The sequence below is a fragment of the Marinobacter sp. OP 3.4 genome (assembly GCF_036224885.1).
In the GTDB taxonomy this organism is placed as follows: Bacteria; Pseudomonadota; Gammaproteobacteria; order Pseudomonadales; family Oleiphilaceae; genus Marinobacter.
This window is the reverse complement of sequence record NZ_JAVVLT010000059.1, coordinates 40,571-55,607: the sequence shown is the minus strand read 5'-3', so window position 1 is coordinate 55,607 and position 15,037 is coordinate 40,571. Positions and strand designations below refer to the sequence as shown.

The 15,037-nt window shown below is 60.8% G+C and carries 13 protein-coding genes; 2 read left to right on the top strand and 11 right to left on the bottom strand.

What is annotated here, in order from left to right; all coding sequences use genetic code 11:
- Positions 1-86 precede the first annotated feature (86 nt).
- From RO069_RS11420 to RO069_RS11410, 3 genes are all read right to left on the bottom strand, one after another.
- Positions 87-524: an RrF2 family transcriptional regulator gene (locus tag RO069_RS11420; RefSeq protein WP_328187622.1), complete on the bottom strand. Its 438-nt coding sequence runs from the start codon at positions 522-524 to the stop codon at positions 87-89.
- Positions 525-559: 35 nt separating this feature from the next.
- Positions 560-916 (bottom strand): YbaN family protein, encoded by a 357-nt coding sequence (locus RO069_RS11415; protein WP_328187620.1) that lies wholly within the window; start codon positions 914-916, stop codon positions 560-562.
- Positions 917-1,084: 168 nt separating this feature from the next.
- The gene (locus RO069_RS11410) at positions 1,085-1,321 is read right to left on the bottom strand and encodes a hypothetical protein (protein WP_328187619.1); all 237 of its coding nucleotides are present in this window, start codon (positions 1,319-1,321) and stop codon (positions 1,085-1,087) included.
- Between the two features lie 259 nt (positions 1,322-1,580).
- Here RO069_RS11410 and RO069_RS11405 point away from each other — a divergent pair, with 259 nt between their 5' ends.
- A complete protein-coding gene (locus RO069_RS11405) occupies positions 1,581-3,869 on the top strand; it encodes a nitric-oxide reductase large subunit (protein WP_328187617.1) in 2,289 nt (762 codons plus the stop codon).
- Between the two features lie 125 nt (positions 3,870-3,994).
- On the top strand, positions 3,995-4,987 hold the full coding sequence (moaA, locus tag RO069_RS11400; RefSeq protein WP_328187615.1) for a GTP 3',8-cyclase MoaA: 993 nt from the start codon (positions 3,995-3,997) through the stop codon (positions 4,985-4,987).
- Positions 4,988-5,075: 88 nt separating this feature from the next.
- Here moaA and RO069_RS11395 read toward each other — a convergent pair whose 3' ends face one another.
- From RO069_RS11395 to RO069_RS11360, 8 genes are all read right to left on the bottom strand, one after another.
- The gene (locus tag RO069_RS11395) at positions 5,076-5,477 is read right to left on the bottom strand and encodes a ribonucleotide reductase subunit alpha (protein WP_328187613.1); all 402 of its coding nucleotides are present in this window, start codon (positions 5,475-5,477) and stop codon (positions 5,076-5,078) included.
- A gap of 58 nt (positions 5,478-5,535) precedes the next feature.
- A complete protein-coding gene (locus RO069_RS11390) occupies positions 5,536-5,910 on the bottom strand; it encodes a putative zinc-binding protein (RefSeq protein ID WP_328187611.1) in 375 nt (124 codons plus the stop codon).
- A 21-nt stretch (positions 5,911-5,931) separates the two neighbouring features.
- Positions 5,932-6,684 (bottom strand): Crp/Fnr family transcriptional regulator, encoded by a 753-nt coding sequence (locus tag RO069_RS11385; RefSeq protein WP_328187610.1) that lies wholly within the window; start codon positions 6,682-6,684, stop codon positions 5,932-5,934.
- A gap of 435 nt (positions 6,685-7,119) precedes the next feature.
- Complete coding sequence (locus tag RO069_RS11380) at positions 7,120-7,926, bottom strand: peptidylprolyl isomerase (protein WP_328187609.1); 807 nt, start codon at positions 7,924-7,926, stop codon at positions 7,120-7,122.
- Between the two features lie 273 nt (positions 7,927-8,199).
- Positions 8,200-8,880 carry a respiratory nitrate reductase subunit gamma gene (gene narI / locus RO069_RS11375; protein ID WP_328187608.1) on the bottom strand — a complete coding sequence of 227 codons (681 nt, stop codon included), beginning with the start codon at positions 8,878-8,880 and terminating at the stop codon, positions 8,200-8,202.
- Between the two features lie 20 nt (positions 8,881-8,900).
- Positions 8,901-9,641 (bottom strand): nitrate reductase molybdenum cofactor assembly chaperone, encoded by a 741-nt coding sequence (gene narJ / locus RO069_RS11370; protein ID WP_328187606.1) that lies wholly within the window; start codon positions 9,639-9,641, stop codon positions 8,901-8,903.
- Positions 9,642-9,651: 10 nt separating this feature from the next.
- Positions 9,652-11,226, bottom strand: coding sequence for a nitrate reductase subunit beta (gene narH, locus RO069_RS11365; RefSeq protein WP_328187604.1), 1,575 nt, complete (start codon positions 11,224-11,226; stop codon positions 9,652-9,654).
- On the bottom strand, positions 11,223-14,966 hold the full coding sequence (locus RO069_RS11360) for a nitrate reductase subunit alpha (RefSeq protein WP_328187602.1): 3,744 nt from the start codon (positions 14,964-14,966) through the stop codon (positions 11,223-11,225). Before RO069_RS11360 ends, narH begins: the two co-directional genes overlap by 4 nt.
- Positions 14,967-15,037: the final 71 nt, after the last annotated feature.

Here is a 15,037-nt window from a genome sequence, read left to right as displayed (position 1 = left end):
AAATCGAGCCGGCGCAACGCGGCTATCAAGGCTCTCAGTGGCTCCCGAAGGGCGCAGCCACGCGCAGTAGGTCAGCGAACGGCGCACTAGGCGATCTGCAGCAAACGCAGTAGCTGGGGCCGGTGTCGGTCCGGCAGCACATCCTCCAGGGTGTACTCATCCAGGGCTTCCAGGAAGGCGTTCAGGGCGTGGGCAAAGGCTCCCTTGAGCCCGCAGACCGGTGAGATCGCACACTGGTTGTCCGACGAGAAACACTCCACCACGTTCAGGTCCTGCTCGGTTTCACGAACCAGCACGCCGATGTTGATGGTACTGGGTTCCCGGTGAAGCCGCATACCGCCGCTCTTGCCACGGACCGTCTCGATGTAGCCCTTGCGGTTGAGCTGGTGCACCACCTTCATCAGGTGGTTCCTGGAAATCTGGTAGCTGTCGGCAATCTCCTGGATGGTGGACAGCCGATCCCGTCGCATGGACAGGTAGATGAGCACCCTCAGGGAGTAATCGGTATATCGGGTTATGTGCATCTGGAACTCCTGAACCGGAAAACATTCCGGCTACATCAAACCGATGGCCGCGTGACCAGGAACGTCACGACGCCCGAGAAAAAAAGCCCGGTCATGACCAGCACCACCAGGGGCATCCCCATCAGGAACAACATGGTCCAGCTGGACGCCAGCAATAGTCCCGCCACCCACTTGGCGCGCACCGGTACAGCCCGGCTCTCCCGCCAGTTGTGGATGACTGGCCCGAAGGTCGGGTGACCATGCAGCCAGGCTTCAAACGCCGGCGAACTGCGACTCGCACACCAGGCCGCCAGCAGCACGAAGGGTGTTGTCGGCAGTAGTGGCAAAACCACCCCCGCAAGCCCCAACGCCAGACTGATATACGCCAGGATCCGATAACCGGTTTTCCTCATGCCACTTCTCTCCACCGGCCCGCACCCCGTGCAATGAGCCAATACCCCCTACCGGGACAGCCCCGCCACCCATCGGTTCAGTCGTCATTGATCTCCGGTGCCGGTATCGGGCCGTGCCCCCGGAGTTCCGGATACATAGCGATTCTACCCTATTCCAGCAAGCCTCTGTCAGTGTACCGGGCGATTCAGGCGCCGCAGCGATATCAGCCGGGTGATGTAGGACAGCTTCAGCGTTGTGGCAAAAAGCAGCGTGAAGATGTGAGCCGCCACCTGAGCCGGTAATGAAAGGCCGCCGGCAAGTGGGTAGGCGCACACTACGGTTGCCACCACGCCCACCAGGCTCACCAGCAACGCCAGGTTGGACCGTTTCAGCATCTGCTCCATGTTTCTTTCACTGGTTGCCATATCTCACCCCACAAAACATTTAAAACAGATGAATGTATTAGAAAGCAACGGGGCAGAATATTCAAGTCAGGAACATGATTCAGGCTGAGAACCCAAATCTTCAACAGATTAACTGACCTTACGGCGATACCTACACCGTCATTTGATGTATCTCAAGGACCTCTTAAACATTCATTTTATATGATTCTTATAGAGAAAAGGACTCCAAAGGCAACGAAAGAGAGACCACCCGCAACGGAAACCACCTCGGAGATAATCCATGGCACACTACCGCCGACTCTGGTACATCCTGATTGCCATCCTGGCGATCACCTTTGCCCTGCTGGGCTACTTCGGTGCGGAGGTTTACCGAGCCGCTCCACCCATCCCCGACCGCGTTGTCACCGTCGACGGCGACACACTGATGACGGAAGACAGCATCCTCGACGGCCAGACCGCCTGGCAGTCGGTGGGCGGGATGCAACTGGGCTCTATCTGGGGCCATGGTGCCTACCAGGCCCCGGACTGGACCGCCGACTGGCTGCACCGGGAACTGACTGCCTGGCTGCATATCGCTGCCGGGGAGGAGTTCGGCCAGGACTGGCACAGCCTTACCGGACAACAGCAGAACACCCTGGAGTACCAGCTTAAAGAGGCATACCGGACCAACGGCTACAATCCCGATACCGGCGAGCTGACTCTGGATAACCGCCGGGTACAGGCCATTGCCGAAACCGCGGACTACTACAGCCGCCTGTTCAGTGACGACCCGGGCCTGCAGCCCACCCGGGAAAACTACGCCATGAAGGAGAACACCCTGCCCGACCCTGACCGCCGGGCACGCATGACCGAGTTCTTCTTCTGGACCGCCTGGGCCGCCGCCACTGAACGCCCCGGCAGCGACGCCACCTACACCAACAACTGGCCCCATGAGCCGCTGATCGACAACAAGCCCACCGCCGAGAACGTCGTGTGGTCGGTTATCAGCGTGATCCTGCTGATTGCCGGTGTTGGCGGCCTGATATGGGCCTGGGCCTTCCTGCGTGGCCAGGATGAGGACGAGCCCGCCGCCCCGGTCAAGGACCCACTCACCAGTTTCGCCCTGACACCGTCCCAGAAAGCCCTGGGCAAATACCTGCTGCTGGTGGTGGGCCTGTTCGTGTTCCAGGTCATGCTTGGGGGCTTTACCGCCCATTATACGGTGGAAGGCCAGAGCTTCTACGGCATCAACGTATCCGAATGGTTCCCCTACTCCCTGGTACGCACCTGGCATATCCAGTCTGCCCTGTTCTGGATCGCCACCGGTTTCCTGGCCGCGGGTCTGTTCCTGGCCCCGATCATCAATGGCGGCAAGGACCCGAAGTTCCAGAAACTGGGGGTGGATGCGCTGTTCTGGGCCCTGGTGGTCGTGGTGGCCGGTTCCTTTATCGGTAACTACCTGGCCATTGCCCAGATCATGCCCGAGCACCTGAGCTTCTGGCTCGGGCACCAGGGCTATGAGTATGTCGACCTGGGCAGGATCTGGCAGATCGGCAAATTCCTGGGCATCGTGTTCTGGCTGGTGCTGATGTTGCGCGGCATCGTGCCGGCCCTCCGCCAGCCCGGGGACAAGCATCTGCTGGCGTTGCTGACCGCCTCCGTGGTCGCCATCGGTCTGTTTTATGGAGCTGGCTTCTTCTACGGCGAACGCACCCACATTTCCATCATGGAGTACTGGCGCTGGTGGATTGTCCACCTGTGGGTGGAGGGCTTCTTCGAGGTGTTCGCCACCGCGGCCCTGGCTTTCATTTTCTGCAGCATGGGCCTGGTGTCCCGCACCGTGGCCACCTCCGCGAGCCTGGCATCCGCCAGTCTGTTCATGCTCGGTGGCGTACCCGGCACCTTCCACCACCTGTACTTCGCGGGCACCACCACCCCGGTGATGGCCGTGGGCGCCACCTTCAGCGCCCTGGAAGTGGTGCCGCTGGTGGTGCTTGGCTATGAGGCCTGGGAGAACTGGCGCCTGAAACACCGCGCCCCATGGATGGAGAATGTGCGCTGGCCACTGACTTTCTTTGTGGCGGTGGCCTTCTGGAACATGCTGGGCGCCGGGGTGCTGGGCTTCATGATCAACCCGCCGGTGGCGCTGTACTACATCCAGGGCCTCAACACTACGCCCACCCATGCCCATGCGGCGCTGTTCGGGGTATACGGCTTCCTGGCCCTTGGCTTCAGCCTGCTGATCCTGCGCTACATCCGTCCGCAGATCGTGTTTGACGAGCGCCTGATGAAAGTCGGCTTCTGGTCGCTGAACCTCGGCCTGGTGCTGATGCTGTTCACCAGTCTGCTGCCCGTAGGGCTGATCCAGTTTGTCGCCAGCGCCAGCGAAGGCCTGTGGTACGCCCGCAGCGAAGCCTTTATGCAGAGCGATATCCTGCAGTTCCTGCGCTGGTTCCGTACCCTGGGCGATGTGGTGTTTATCGTCGGCGCCCTGGCCGTTGCCTGGCAGGTGGTGAAGGGTATCTTCTTCCCCAACCTGGCGCCGTCGGTGGCTGATCCGCAGGGTGTGACCAACCGACTCCGTGCCTGATCCACCAGGGCCACGGACGGCCCCATGGAGATACTCCCGCCGGGGTATCGGATTTACCGGCGGGATTTGCCATACTGACTTAATAATCGCGCATCCCGCATGCCTTATCGCAACAGGATACCGACATGACCCAATCCAAGCTGACAGACCGTTTTGGCCGCACCGTCAACTACGTGCGCCTGTCCGTCACTGACCGTTGCGACTTCCGTTGTGTCTACTGCATGGCGGAGGATATGACCTTCCTGCCCCGCCAGCAGGTTCTCACCCTGGAAGAGATTGCCCGTCTGGCCCGTACGTTTACGGAGCTGGGCACCGAGAAAATCCGTCTCACCGGTGGCGAACCCCTGGTTCGACGGGACATCCTGGAACTGGTGAAGGAAATCGGTAGCTATGGACTGCGCGACTTCGCCATGACCACCAATGCCAGCCAATTGCCCACCATGGCCGATGACCTCCGACGGGCCGGCCTGCACCGGGTCAATATCAGCCTGGATTCCCTGGATAAGGACAAGTTCCGTCAGATCACTCGCACCGGTAGCCTGTCAAAGGTTCTGGACGGCATTGATGCCGCACGGGAAGCCGGTTTCAGGGGCATCAAACTCAATACCGTTGTCCTTAAAGGCCGTAATGACGAAGAAGTGCCTGAACTGGTGAATTTTGCCCGTCGCAAAGGTATCGACATCACATTTATCGAGGAAATGCCCCTGGGCGAGATCAACGAGCATGACCGGGGCCTGGCCTTCTGCAGTAGCGACGAGGTGCGGGATATCATCCGCCAGCATCACGATCTGGTGCCTGCCACCGAGGACTCGGGCGGGCCGGCCCGGTACTACCGGATGCCCGGCAGCGAAACCCGGGTCGGCTTCATTTCACCCCACTCCCATAACTTCTGCTCCACCTGCAACCGGGTACGCGTGACCGTGGAAGGTCGGCTGCTGCTGTGCCTGGGCAATGAACATTCAGTGGATCTTCGCCGCGTGCTGCGGGGCAACCCGGTGACCGACGATAAACTGAAACAGACCATTATTGACGCCATGGATCTGAAACCGGAGAAGCACCACTTCGAGGTTGGGGGGGATGTGCAGATTCTTCGGTTTATGAATATGACCGGGGGTTAAGGTCACCGTTCATTGGCCGCCCCGGGAAAACACTTCCGATGGCGGGTACCGCAATCGCAAGCGCTTTTCCAGAGTACAACAACTCCAATCACTGGAGATCAACCGCCTTGCCCTCACGGTCCAGCGGCAGGTAACCACTTACCTGGCCAAGCCGGATCGACTCCACCATCATGGTGAGGGGTTGCTGCGCCTCATCTGACGACGGAGCAATACCACCACGACCAGCCATGGCCGCAACGAAAACCAGGTCCCAGTCCTGGCCTGTTTCCCGGGATTCGGCCACCAGCGAGCAGAAATCCCTTACCTCCACCGGTGCCTTGTCGACACAGACCACCGGTGCCAATGCCCCACCCTCACCACGCCCAAAGGCCGCTTTTTCTTCGGCGCTGGCATCATCGGGCAATTCAGCACGGCAAAATACAAACAGCAGGCGTTGGGGTTCTGGCTGCTCCTGAACCGCCTGCATCAGGTCGGTGTAACTGGCAATCATGGAATATCCTCGGTGATCAGAATTCGGTGGGAAAAGGGCCGCTGCGGGGCAGCCAACGTCAGGGAGAAACCGTACCGGCCTTGCTGGCCAGGACAACCTGGCAGACTTCGTCTACCGATTCGTCGTCATAACTCCTGCCGTAACGCTTCCTGAAGCCGTAGTCGTACAGGCGGATATGCTCATCCGGCGTGACGCCCACGTTCTCAAGGCAGTGCTTTGCACAATGCAGCGGACATCCGTCGATAACCGTGATGTGGCGCCCGGACTGCGCGGTTCTCACCAGCGCCGACACTTTGCCACCAACCCCCGAGATACAGGACATCTCGTACTCGCCGGCATGGTCCAGGTATACAGCAGCATTGTTGGCCAGTTGAGCCACATCGGAGCAGCCCGAGCAGGCGTAGATCAGCGGTCTCTGTTTGCGTGCGGTCATGTTCGCCTCCAGCGTGCCTCGCTACTGGCTGATCTGTATCAGCCGCGCGGGATCGGTAATAAACAGCTTGCTGCGGTTGACCCTTACCAGGCCGTTGCCCTTCAGGTCCGCCAGGATGCGGGAGAAGGTCTCCGGCTGCATGGCCAGCCGGGACGCCACCAGGCACTTGGGCAGCGGCAGTTCCACTTCTCCGCCCTGCTGGCGGGCGTTCTCGGGCAGCAGGTCGATCAGGTAGCGGATCAGCCGGTCCCGGGCGCTCTGCACGGTCATGATCTCCAGGTCATGGAACCGGCTGACCGCCCGCTTGGCGTAGTGCTGCAGGGCCGCCCGGGCATATCGGTGGTTGCCTTCCAGCAACTCCTGGTACACCTTCACCGGGATCATCAACACCTCGCTGTTCTTCAGGGCCTCGGCGTAGCAGGCGTACCGGGGCGGATCGGCGTAAATCATGACCTCGGCGAAGCAGTCGCCCGGCAACAGGCTGTCCAGGGTACGGTCCACCCCGGAGGCGTCCAGGCGATAGAGACGCAACCTGCCGGAGATCACAAAGAAGAAATGATGGGCCGGCATATCCTGGCGGTACAGCAACTGGTGGTGCCCCAGGCGAACCCGACGGGAATGCTGCAGTATGTATTGCAGGTCCCAGGGTTCCAGCGAGGAGAACAGCGGATGCCCCTGGATGGCGGCCAGACCGTCTTCCTCCTCGAGGAATCGGTTGGTCGCCAGGAGAACCGGTTTTTCATAACGTTTTTCAATGGATTGAACGACGGCCATGAGTGGCTTCCCCTTTTCATGTATTCCATAGAATGCTTTAGATGATAGGGGGACAGTGGCCGGAATTCTGTCCCCCGAAGGGGGTAGATGGGTGGTTATTGCGGAGTAATTGATTTACCTCAACGGAGCGGGATCTAACTTGTTTGGTTGATCGAGTGTATTCGTGAGGCTGTGGCACCAGACTGCTGGTACTGGAGCCTGGCCGAGAACCGGTAACAGTTTTCCTGAAGCATTACTGGAGGGTGGGGGAATACCCCAGGCCTGCGAATTCCGGTGACAGGCCCATGGCCGGGGTTCCTTTCCAGAACACGCTCCTAAAGGCACGTCCATGTGTCGCTCGAGCTCCGCCATCCCTGGCTCCGCACGGTTCTGGAAAGGAACCCCGGCCACAGGCCTTATTCACTTGGCAGTTAGCGCTTAAGGCACCGACCTGTGTTACTGCATTAACGGTGAATCCGGCAGTTCCAGATTGACACCTTCCACACCCGTTTTCGCAGCGAGCACCTGGAGGTACTGCCGGAACGCCCGGCGGGTGACACTTTCGCTGAGGTACTGGCGAATCTGGGGTTTGACGTGTTCGTAGGGCAACAGTTCGCCGTCGATGCGCTGATCGACCCGGACGATGTGCCAGCCGTAGCGGCTTTCGATAAGTTCCGGATGCAGGCCCTCCTGAAGGCTGAGCACCGGGCGCTCGAATTCCTCGACGGTCTGGCCCTTGCTGATCTGGCCCAGGCTGCCGCCCTGGTGGCGGGATTCGCAGGCGGAGTATTGCTTCGCCAGCGGCACAAATTGGGCGCGGCCATCGAGCAGGGAGGACAACAGCTGGCGGCCGGCCTCTTCCTGGCGGATGCGTTCTTCCACATCGTCCGGCGCCGCGGCCAGCAGGATGTGGCTGACGGCCAGCAGGATCGGGCTGCGGAACCTGGCCGGGTTGGCGGCGTAGAAGCGTTCGCAGTCCTCCTCGGATGGGTCGGGAACGTTCAGTTCCATCTCCAGCACCCGGGCGATGCGGTCTTCCTCGTCAATGGATTCCGCAAGCTGCAGGGTTTCGGCCTGTTGCAGCAACAGCTGGCGAATCACCAGGCTGCGGGCGGCTTCGTGCCAGGCTTCAGCCAGTTCTTCCGCCGGGTGGTGCTGCATTTCCCGGGCAATGTCGTCTTCGTGGATGAGGGTCTCACCCACGGTGACCGGCGGGAACTGGTTTCTGGGCTTGTCGGCTTCGCCCGTTGGGATCAGTTGCATAACTGGTATCTCCGAAAATGTCGTGTCTGGCCTCCGGCGCCCTGAGGGCGCTCCCCCTCTCCCCGGCCCTCTCCCTCGTTGGGGAGAGGGAGTATCCGACGCCAGCGCGGTGCTGAATCTGGCTCCCCTTTTATCCCCTCTCCTTCGTTGGGGAGAGGGAGTGTTCGCCGCTAGCACAAGGCTACGCCTGACTCCTCTTTTATCCCCTCTCCCCTGGCGGGAGAGGGCTAGGGAGAGGGGGGAGCAGGCACCTCCGCAGGTAGCGGACTATTTTCAGGCGCGCTTACGCACCACCTGGTACTTCCGTCCGAAATATTCCACCGGCACGCTCAGCATGTGCACCAGTCGGGTGAACGGGAACAGCACGAAAATGGTCAGGCCCAGGAAAATATGGGTCTTGTAGATCCAGTGCACGTCGGCGATGTAGTTCGCCACCTCGGAGCCCTGCAGGGTAAAGATGCCCTGTGCCCAGGCTGAGAACTTGAGCATGGTGCCGCCATCCAGGTGTCCCAGGGTAGGCAGGATAGTGAACAGCCCCAACGCCAGTTGTACCACCAGGATCAGGATAACCAGGTTGTCAGCAACCGTGCTGCTGGCTTTTACCCTGGGATCGGTCAGGCGGCGCCAGGCCAGCATGCCTCCACCGATGATGGCAAACACGCCGGCGATACCACCAACCACGATGGCCATGACCTGCTTCTGCCCAGGGGTAATGATCCACTCATAGGCCCAGTGCGGCGTGAGCAGCCCCACCAGGTGACCGAAGAAGATCACCAGTACGCCCACATGGAACATCACAGACGCCCATACCATGTTTTTCTTGCGCAGCATCTGGCTGGAGTGGGCCTTCCAGGTGAACTGGCCATGGTCATAGCGTGCCCAGGTGCCAATGAACAGCACGAGAAGGGCAATGTAGGGATAGATTCCGAACAGGAGTGTGTTGATATAGGACATTGTCATTTCCTCCGGCGCCCTCAGGCGCGCCCTGCCTGACGGGGAGTCACGTCCGTCATCAGTTGATCACTCAGGTGAATGGTCTGGGTCTGCTCCAGTTCCCGGCGGCGCTGGCCTACCACGCCACCGGTGCTGCAGGAGCTGCCCTGGTCATCCACGAATTTCACCATTTCCTCTTCCCAGACCTTGTCCAGGGCTTCCGGGGTGTCATCCCGCTCCTCGGAGGCAACGATCCGGGCCAGTTCCTGGCGGTTCACCTGCCGGCCAGAGACCGCCAGCAGTGAATCCATCACCAGGTGGTAGCGGCTCTCCCGCTGGAACAGGCGCTCACCCAGCAGGCCGAGGATGTGATGGATATCTTCCAGCCAGTTACGGATCTCGTCCCAGGGACGGGCCGCCAGGTACTCCAGGAACAGGGGGAGGTAGTCCGGCAGTTCCCGGGCATCGATTTCCAGCCCGTTACTGCGGTACTCCTCCATCAGGTCCACCATGGCCTGGCCCCGGTCCCGGGATTCGCCGTGGACATGCTCGAACAGCAGCAGGGAAGTGGCCCGGCCCCGGTCGAAGGTGCCCACGTAGGCTTCCTGTACATCCAGCAGGTCGCCGTCGCAGACGTGGTCGATCACCTGCAGCAGCTGTTCCTTGTTCTGCCTCGGCAGCCGGCTGTCCTCGAGGACAGCGGCGACCATGGCATCCTGTGCTTCCCGAAGCTCGGCGGTGGGGTATTCCAGCAACCTTGCCATGACTTTCAGTGATTGCATGATGCGCTCCTTATTCCTGCAGCTGCTTCGGGTCCACCTGCTTTACGGTGGAAAGTTTGTGCACCATGGTGGTGGTCTGCTTGCGGCCACCAAACATGTTGAACTTGCTGTCGCCGTTGCAGCCGTCGCCGAAGCTGAAGCCGCAGCCGTTGCGCTCCTCATGTGCGGTCGCATCCGGGAAGGCTTCCTTCGCCAGTTCGCGGTGGCTGGTGGGGATCACAAAACGATCCTCGTAATTGGCGATGGCCAGGTAGCGGTACATTTCGTCCGCCTGGGCCTTGCTCAGCCCACACTCCTCCAGGGCACGCAGATCCTCGACGCCTTCCACGGTTTCCGCTCGCTTGTACAAACGCATGGCCATGATCCGCTTGAGGGCCCGTACGATGGGTTTCTCGTCACCGGCGGTGAGCAGGTTGGCCAGATATTTCACCGGGATCCGCAGGCTTTCGATCTTCGGCAGTACACCGTCGAACTCCACCTTGCCGGCTTCCGCGGCGGACTGGATCGGGCTCAGGGGCGGCACGTACCAGACCATCGGCAGGGTGCGGTATTCCGGGTGCAGCGGCAGGGCCAGTTTCCAGTCAACCGCCATCTTGTAGACCGGGCTACGCTGGGCGGCCTCGATCACATTCATGGGGATGCCGTCTTTCTTCGCCTGTTCGATCACCGCCGGATCGTTCGGGTCCAGGAAGATTTCCAGCTGCTTTTCGTACAGCTCGTGTTCGCCCGGGGTGCTGGCCACTTCCTCAATGCGGTCTGCGTCGTACAGCAGCACACCCAGGTAGCGAATGCGGCCGACACAGGTCTCGGAGCACACCGTCGGCATGCCGGCTTCGATCCGCGGGTAGCAGAAGATGCACTTCTCGGACTTGCCGGTTTTCCAGTTGAAGTAGATCTTCTTGTACGGGCAGCCGGAGACACACATCCGCCAGCCACGGCACTTGTCCTGGTCGATCAGCACGATGCCGTCCTCTTCCCGCTTGTAGATGGCGCCGCTGGGGCAGCTGGCCACACAGGTGGGGTTCAGGCAGTGCTCGCACAGACGCGGCAGATACATCATGAAGGTGTTTTCGAACTGGCCGTAGATGTCCGCCTGTACCTGGTCGAAGTTCTTGTCCTTCCGACGCTTGGCAAACTCCGTGCCGAGGATCTCCTCCCAGTTCGGGCCCCATTCGATTTTCTGCATCCGCTCGCCGGAGATCAGCGAGCGGGGCCGGGCCACCGGCTGGTGCTTGCTGTCGCCGGCGGTATGCAGGTGCTGGTAGTCAAAGTCAAATGGCTCGTAGTAGTCGTCAATCTGGGGCAGGTCCGGGTTGGCAAAGATGTTCGCCAGTACCCGGAAACGGCCACCGATCTTCGGCCGGATCCTGCCGGAGCTGTCACGCATCCAGCCGCCCTTCCACTTGTCCTGGTTCTCCCACTCTTTGGGGTAGCCGATACCGGGCTTGGTCTCGACGTTGTTGAACCAGGCGTACTCCATGCCTTCACGGCTGGTCCACACGTTTTTGCAGGTGACTGAACAGGTGTGGCAACCGATGCACTTGTCCAGGTTCAGCACCATGCCGACTTGGGAACGGATCTTCATTTTACAGCCTCCTGAACAGTGTCATTGCCTTCGCCGTCGAGCCAGTCGACGTTGTGCATCTTGCGCACCACCACGAACTCGTCGCGGTTGGAGCCTACGGTGCCGTAGTAGTTGAACCCGTAGGAGTACTGGGCGTAGCCACCGATCATGTGGGTCGGCTTCGGGCAGACCCGGGTGACCGAGTTGTGGATGCCACCCCGGGTACCGGTGATCTCGGAGCCGGGAATGTTCACGATCCGCTCCTGGGCGTGGTACATCATCACCATGCCGGGCATCACCCTCTGGCTCACCACCGCCCGGGCCGCGATGGCGCCGTTGGCGTTGAACAGCTCGATCCAGTCGTTGTCTTCGATGGCCATCTCTCTGGCGTCGTCTTCGCTCAACCAGACGATGGGGCCACCGCGGGAGAGGGTCAGCATCAGCAGGTTGTCGCTGTAGGTGCTGTGGATACCCCACTTCTGGTGCGGCGTGATCCAGTTCAGCGCCTTCTCCGGGTTGCCGTTGCTGCGCTGGTTGATCATGTGGCTGACCGTCTTGGTGTTGATGGGCGGGCGATACACCAGCAGGCTCTCACCAAAGGCGCGCATCCACTCATGATCCTGGTAGAACTGCTGACGACCGGTCAGGGTCCGCCAGGGGATCAGCTCGTGCACGTTGGTGTAGCCGGCGTTGTAGGACACATGCTCGTCTTCCAGGCCAGACCAGGTCGGGCTGGAGATGATCTTGCGCGGCTGGGCCACGATGTCCCGGAAGCGGATCTTTTCCTCTTCCTTGTTGGTCGCCAGATGGGTGTGATCCAGGCCGGTAAACTCGGACAATGCCGCCCAGGCCTTCACGGCTACCTGGCCGTTGGTTTCCGGCGCCAGGGTCAGGATGACTTCCGCGGCATCAATGGCACTTTCGATCTTCGGACGACCCGCGTTGGCACCCTCAAGGTGCTTTTCGTTCAAGTCGCCGAGGAACGTCACTTCCTTCTCGGTGTTCCAGTTGATGCCCTTGCCGCCATTACCCAGCTTGTCCATCAGCGGACCCAGGGAGGTAAAGCGCGCATAGGTGTTCGGGTAGTCCCGCTCCACGGTGATGAAGTTGGGCGCGGTCTTGCCCGGGATCAGATCGCACTCGCCCTTTTTCCAGTCCCTCACATCGAACGGCTGGCCCAGCTCGGCCGGCGCGTCGTGCAGCAGCGGCAGGGTGACCACATCTTTCTCGACACCCAGGTGACCCTCGGCGGCCCTGGAGAAGGATTTCGCGATGCCCTTGTAGATTTCCCAGTCACTGCGCGCTTCCCAGGCCGGGTCGGTGGCGGCGGTCAGCGGGTGGATGAACGGGTGCATGTCGGACGTATTCAGGTCGTTCTTCTCGTACCAGGTGGCGGTCGGGAGGACGATGTCCGAGTACAGACAGGTGGTGGACATGCGGAAGTCCAGGGTCACCAGCAGGTCGAGCTTGCCTTCCGGCGCCTCGTCGTGCCATTTGACCTCTTCCGGCTTGGCACCGCCTTCCACACCCAAATCCTTGCCCTGCAGACCACTCCTGGTGCCCAGCAGGTACTTGAGCATGTACTCGTGGCCCTTGCCGGAGGAGCCCAGCAAGTTGGAGCGCCAGATGAACAGGTTGCGCGGATGGTTCTCGGGCGCTTCCGGATCCTCGCTGGCGAAGGCCAGGGAACCGTCTTTCATGGATTTAGCCACGTAATCCGAGACTTCCATACCGGCTTTCTCGGCCTCAGCGGCAATACCCAGGGGATTACGGTTCAACTGCGGCGCGGAAGGCAGCCAGCCCATACGCTCGGCACGAACGTTGTAGTCGATCAGGCTGCCGCCGAATTTGTCCTTGTCCGCCAGCGGCGACAGGATCTCGTCGACACCCAGCTTCTCGTAGCGCCACTGGCCGGAGTGGGCATAGAAGAAGGAAGTGGAGTTCATGTGACGGGGCGGACGCTGCCAGTCAAGACCAAAGGCCAGGGGCTGCCAGCCGGTCTGCGGGCGCAGTTTTTCCTGGCCAACGTAGTGGGCCCAGCCACCACCGCTCTGGCCGATACAGCCACACATGATCAGCATGTTGATCAGGCCGCGGTAGTTCATGTCCATGTGGTACCAGTGGTTCATACCGGCACCGACGATGACCATGGAACGGCCCTTGGTCTTGTCCGCATTGTCGGCGAACTCACGGGCAATCCGGATCACCTTGTCAGCAGGTACGCCGGTGATCTTTTCCTGCCAGGCGGGGGTGTAGGGCTTCACTTCGTCATAGGAGGTAGCGCCGTCGTCATCACCCAGGCCACGGCTGATGCCGTAGTTGGCCACCATCAGGTCGTAAACCGTGACCACGCGACCTTCGGTGCCATCCGCCAGCTGAACCTTGCGGGTACCCAGCTTGTGCTTGAGGATGTCCTTGATCTCGACGTGCTGGAAATGGTCGTGCTCGATGCCACCGAAGTACGGGAAGGCCACGTCGACGACGTCGTCATGCTTCTCGACCATGGACAGCTGCAGGTTGATGTCCTTGGTGTTGGCGGTCTGCTTCAGGTTCCACTTGCCCTTCTCGCCCCAGCGGTAGCCGATGGAGCCGTTGGGAGCGATCAGCTCACCGGTGGTCTCATCAATGGCGATGGTTTTCCACTCGGGGTTGTTCTCTTCGCCCAGGCCATCCACCAGGTCGCTGGCCCGCAGGAAGCGACCGGGCACAAAGCTGCCGTCGTCTTTCTCTTCCAGCATGACCAGGTATGGCATGTCGGTGTAGCGGCGCACGTAGTCGGTGAAGTACTCGCTGGGCTTGTCGACGTGGAATTCCTTGAGGATCACGTGGCCCATGGCCATGCCCAGCGCGGCGTCGGTGCCCTGCTTCGGGTTCAGCCACTCGTCAGACAGCTTGGACACTTCCGCGTAGTCCGGTGTGATGGCAACGGTCTTGGTGCCCTTGTAGCGTACTTCGGTGAAGAAGTGGGCGTCCGGGGTCCGGGTCTGGGGAACGTTGGAGCCCCAGGCGATGATATAGCCGGAGTTGTACCAGTCGGCGGACTCGGGCACGTCGGTCTGCTCACCCCAGGTCTGCGGTGAGGCCGGCGGCAGGTCGCAGTACCAGTCGTAGAAGCTCATGCAGACGCCGCCGATCATGGAAAGGTAGCGGCTGCCGGCGGCGTAGGACACCATGGACATGGCCGGGATCGGGGAGAAGCCGAAAATCCGGTCCGGGCCATATTTCTTCGCGGTGTAAACGTTGGACGCACCGATCAGCTCGTTGACCTCGTCCCAGCTGGAACGCACGAAGCCGCCCATGCCACGACGGGGCTTGTATTCGGCGGTTTTCTTCGGGTCTTCCACGATGGAGGCCCAGGCTTCCACCGGATCATTGTGCTGGGCCTTTGCCGCACGCCACAGCTTCATCAGGTGCTTGCGCATCAGCGGGTATTTCAGGCGGTTGGCGCTGTACATGTACCAGGAGTAGCTGGCGCCACGGGGGCAGCCGCGTGGCTCGTGGTTGGGCAGGTCCGGACGGGTACGGGGGTAGTCGGTCTGCTGGGTCTCCCAGGTAACCAGGCCGTTCTTGACGTAGATTTTCCAGCTGCAGGAGCCGGTGCAGTTCACGCCGTGGGTGGATCGCACGATCTTGTCGTGCTGCCAGCGCTGGCGGTAGCTGTTTTCCCACTCGCGACTGACTTCATGGGTTTCACCGTGACCGTTGGCAAACGGCTCGCGGTTCTTCCTGAAGTAATTCAGTTTGTCGATCAAATGACTCATGGTCTCTCTCCATCAACCCGTTGGCCGGATCGCTGTTCTGATTCAGGTCCGATTTGAGACTATTGTGTGGG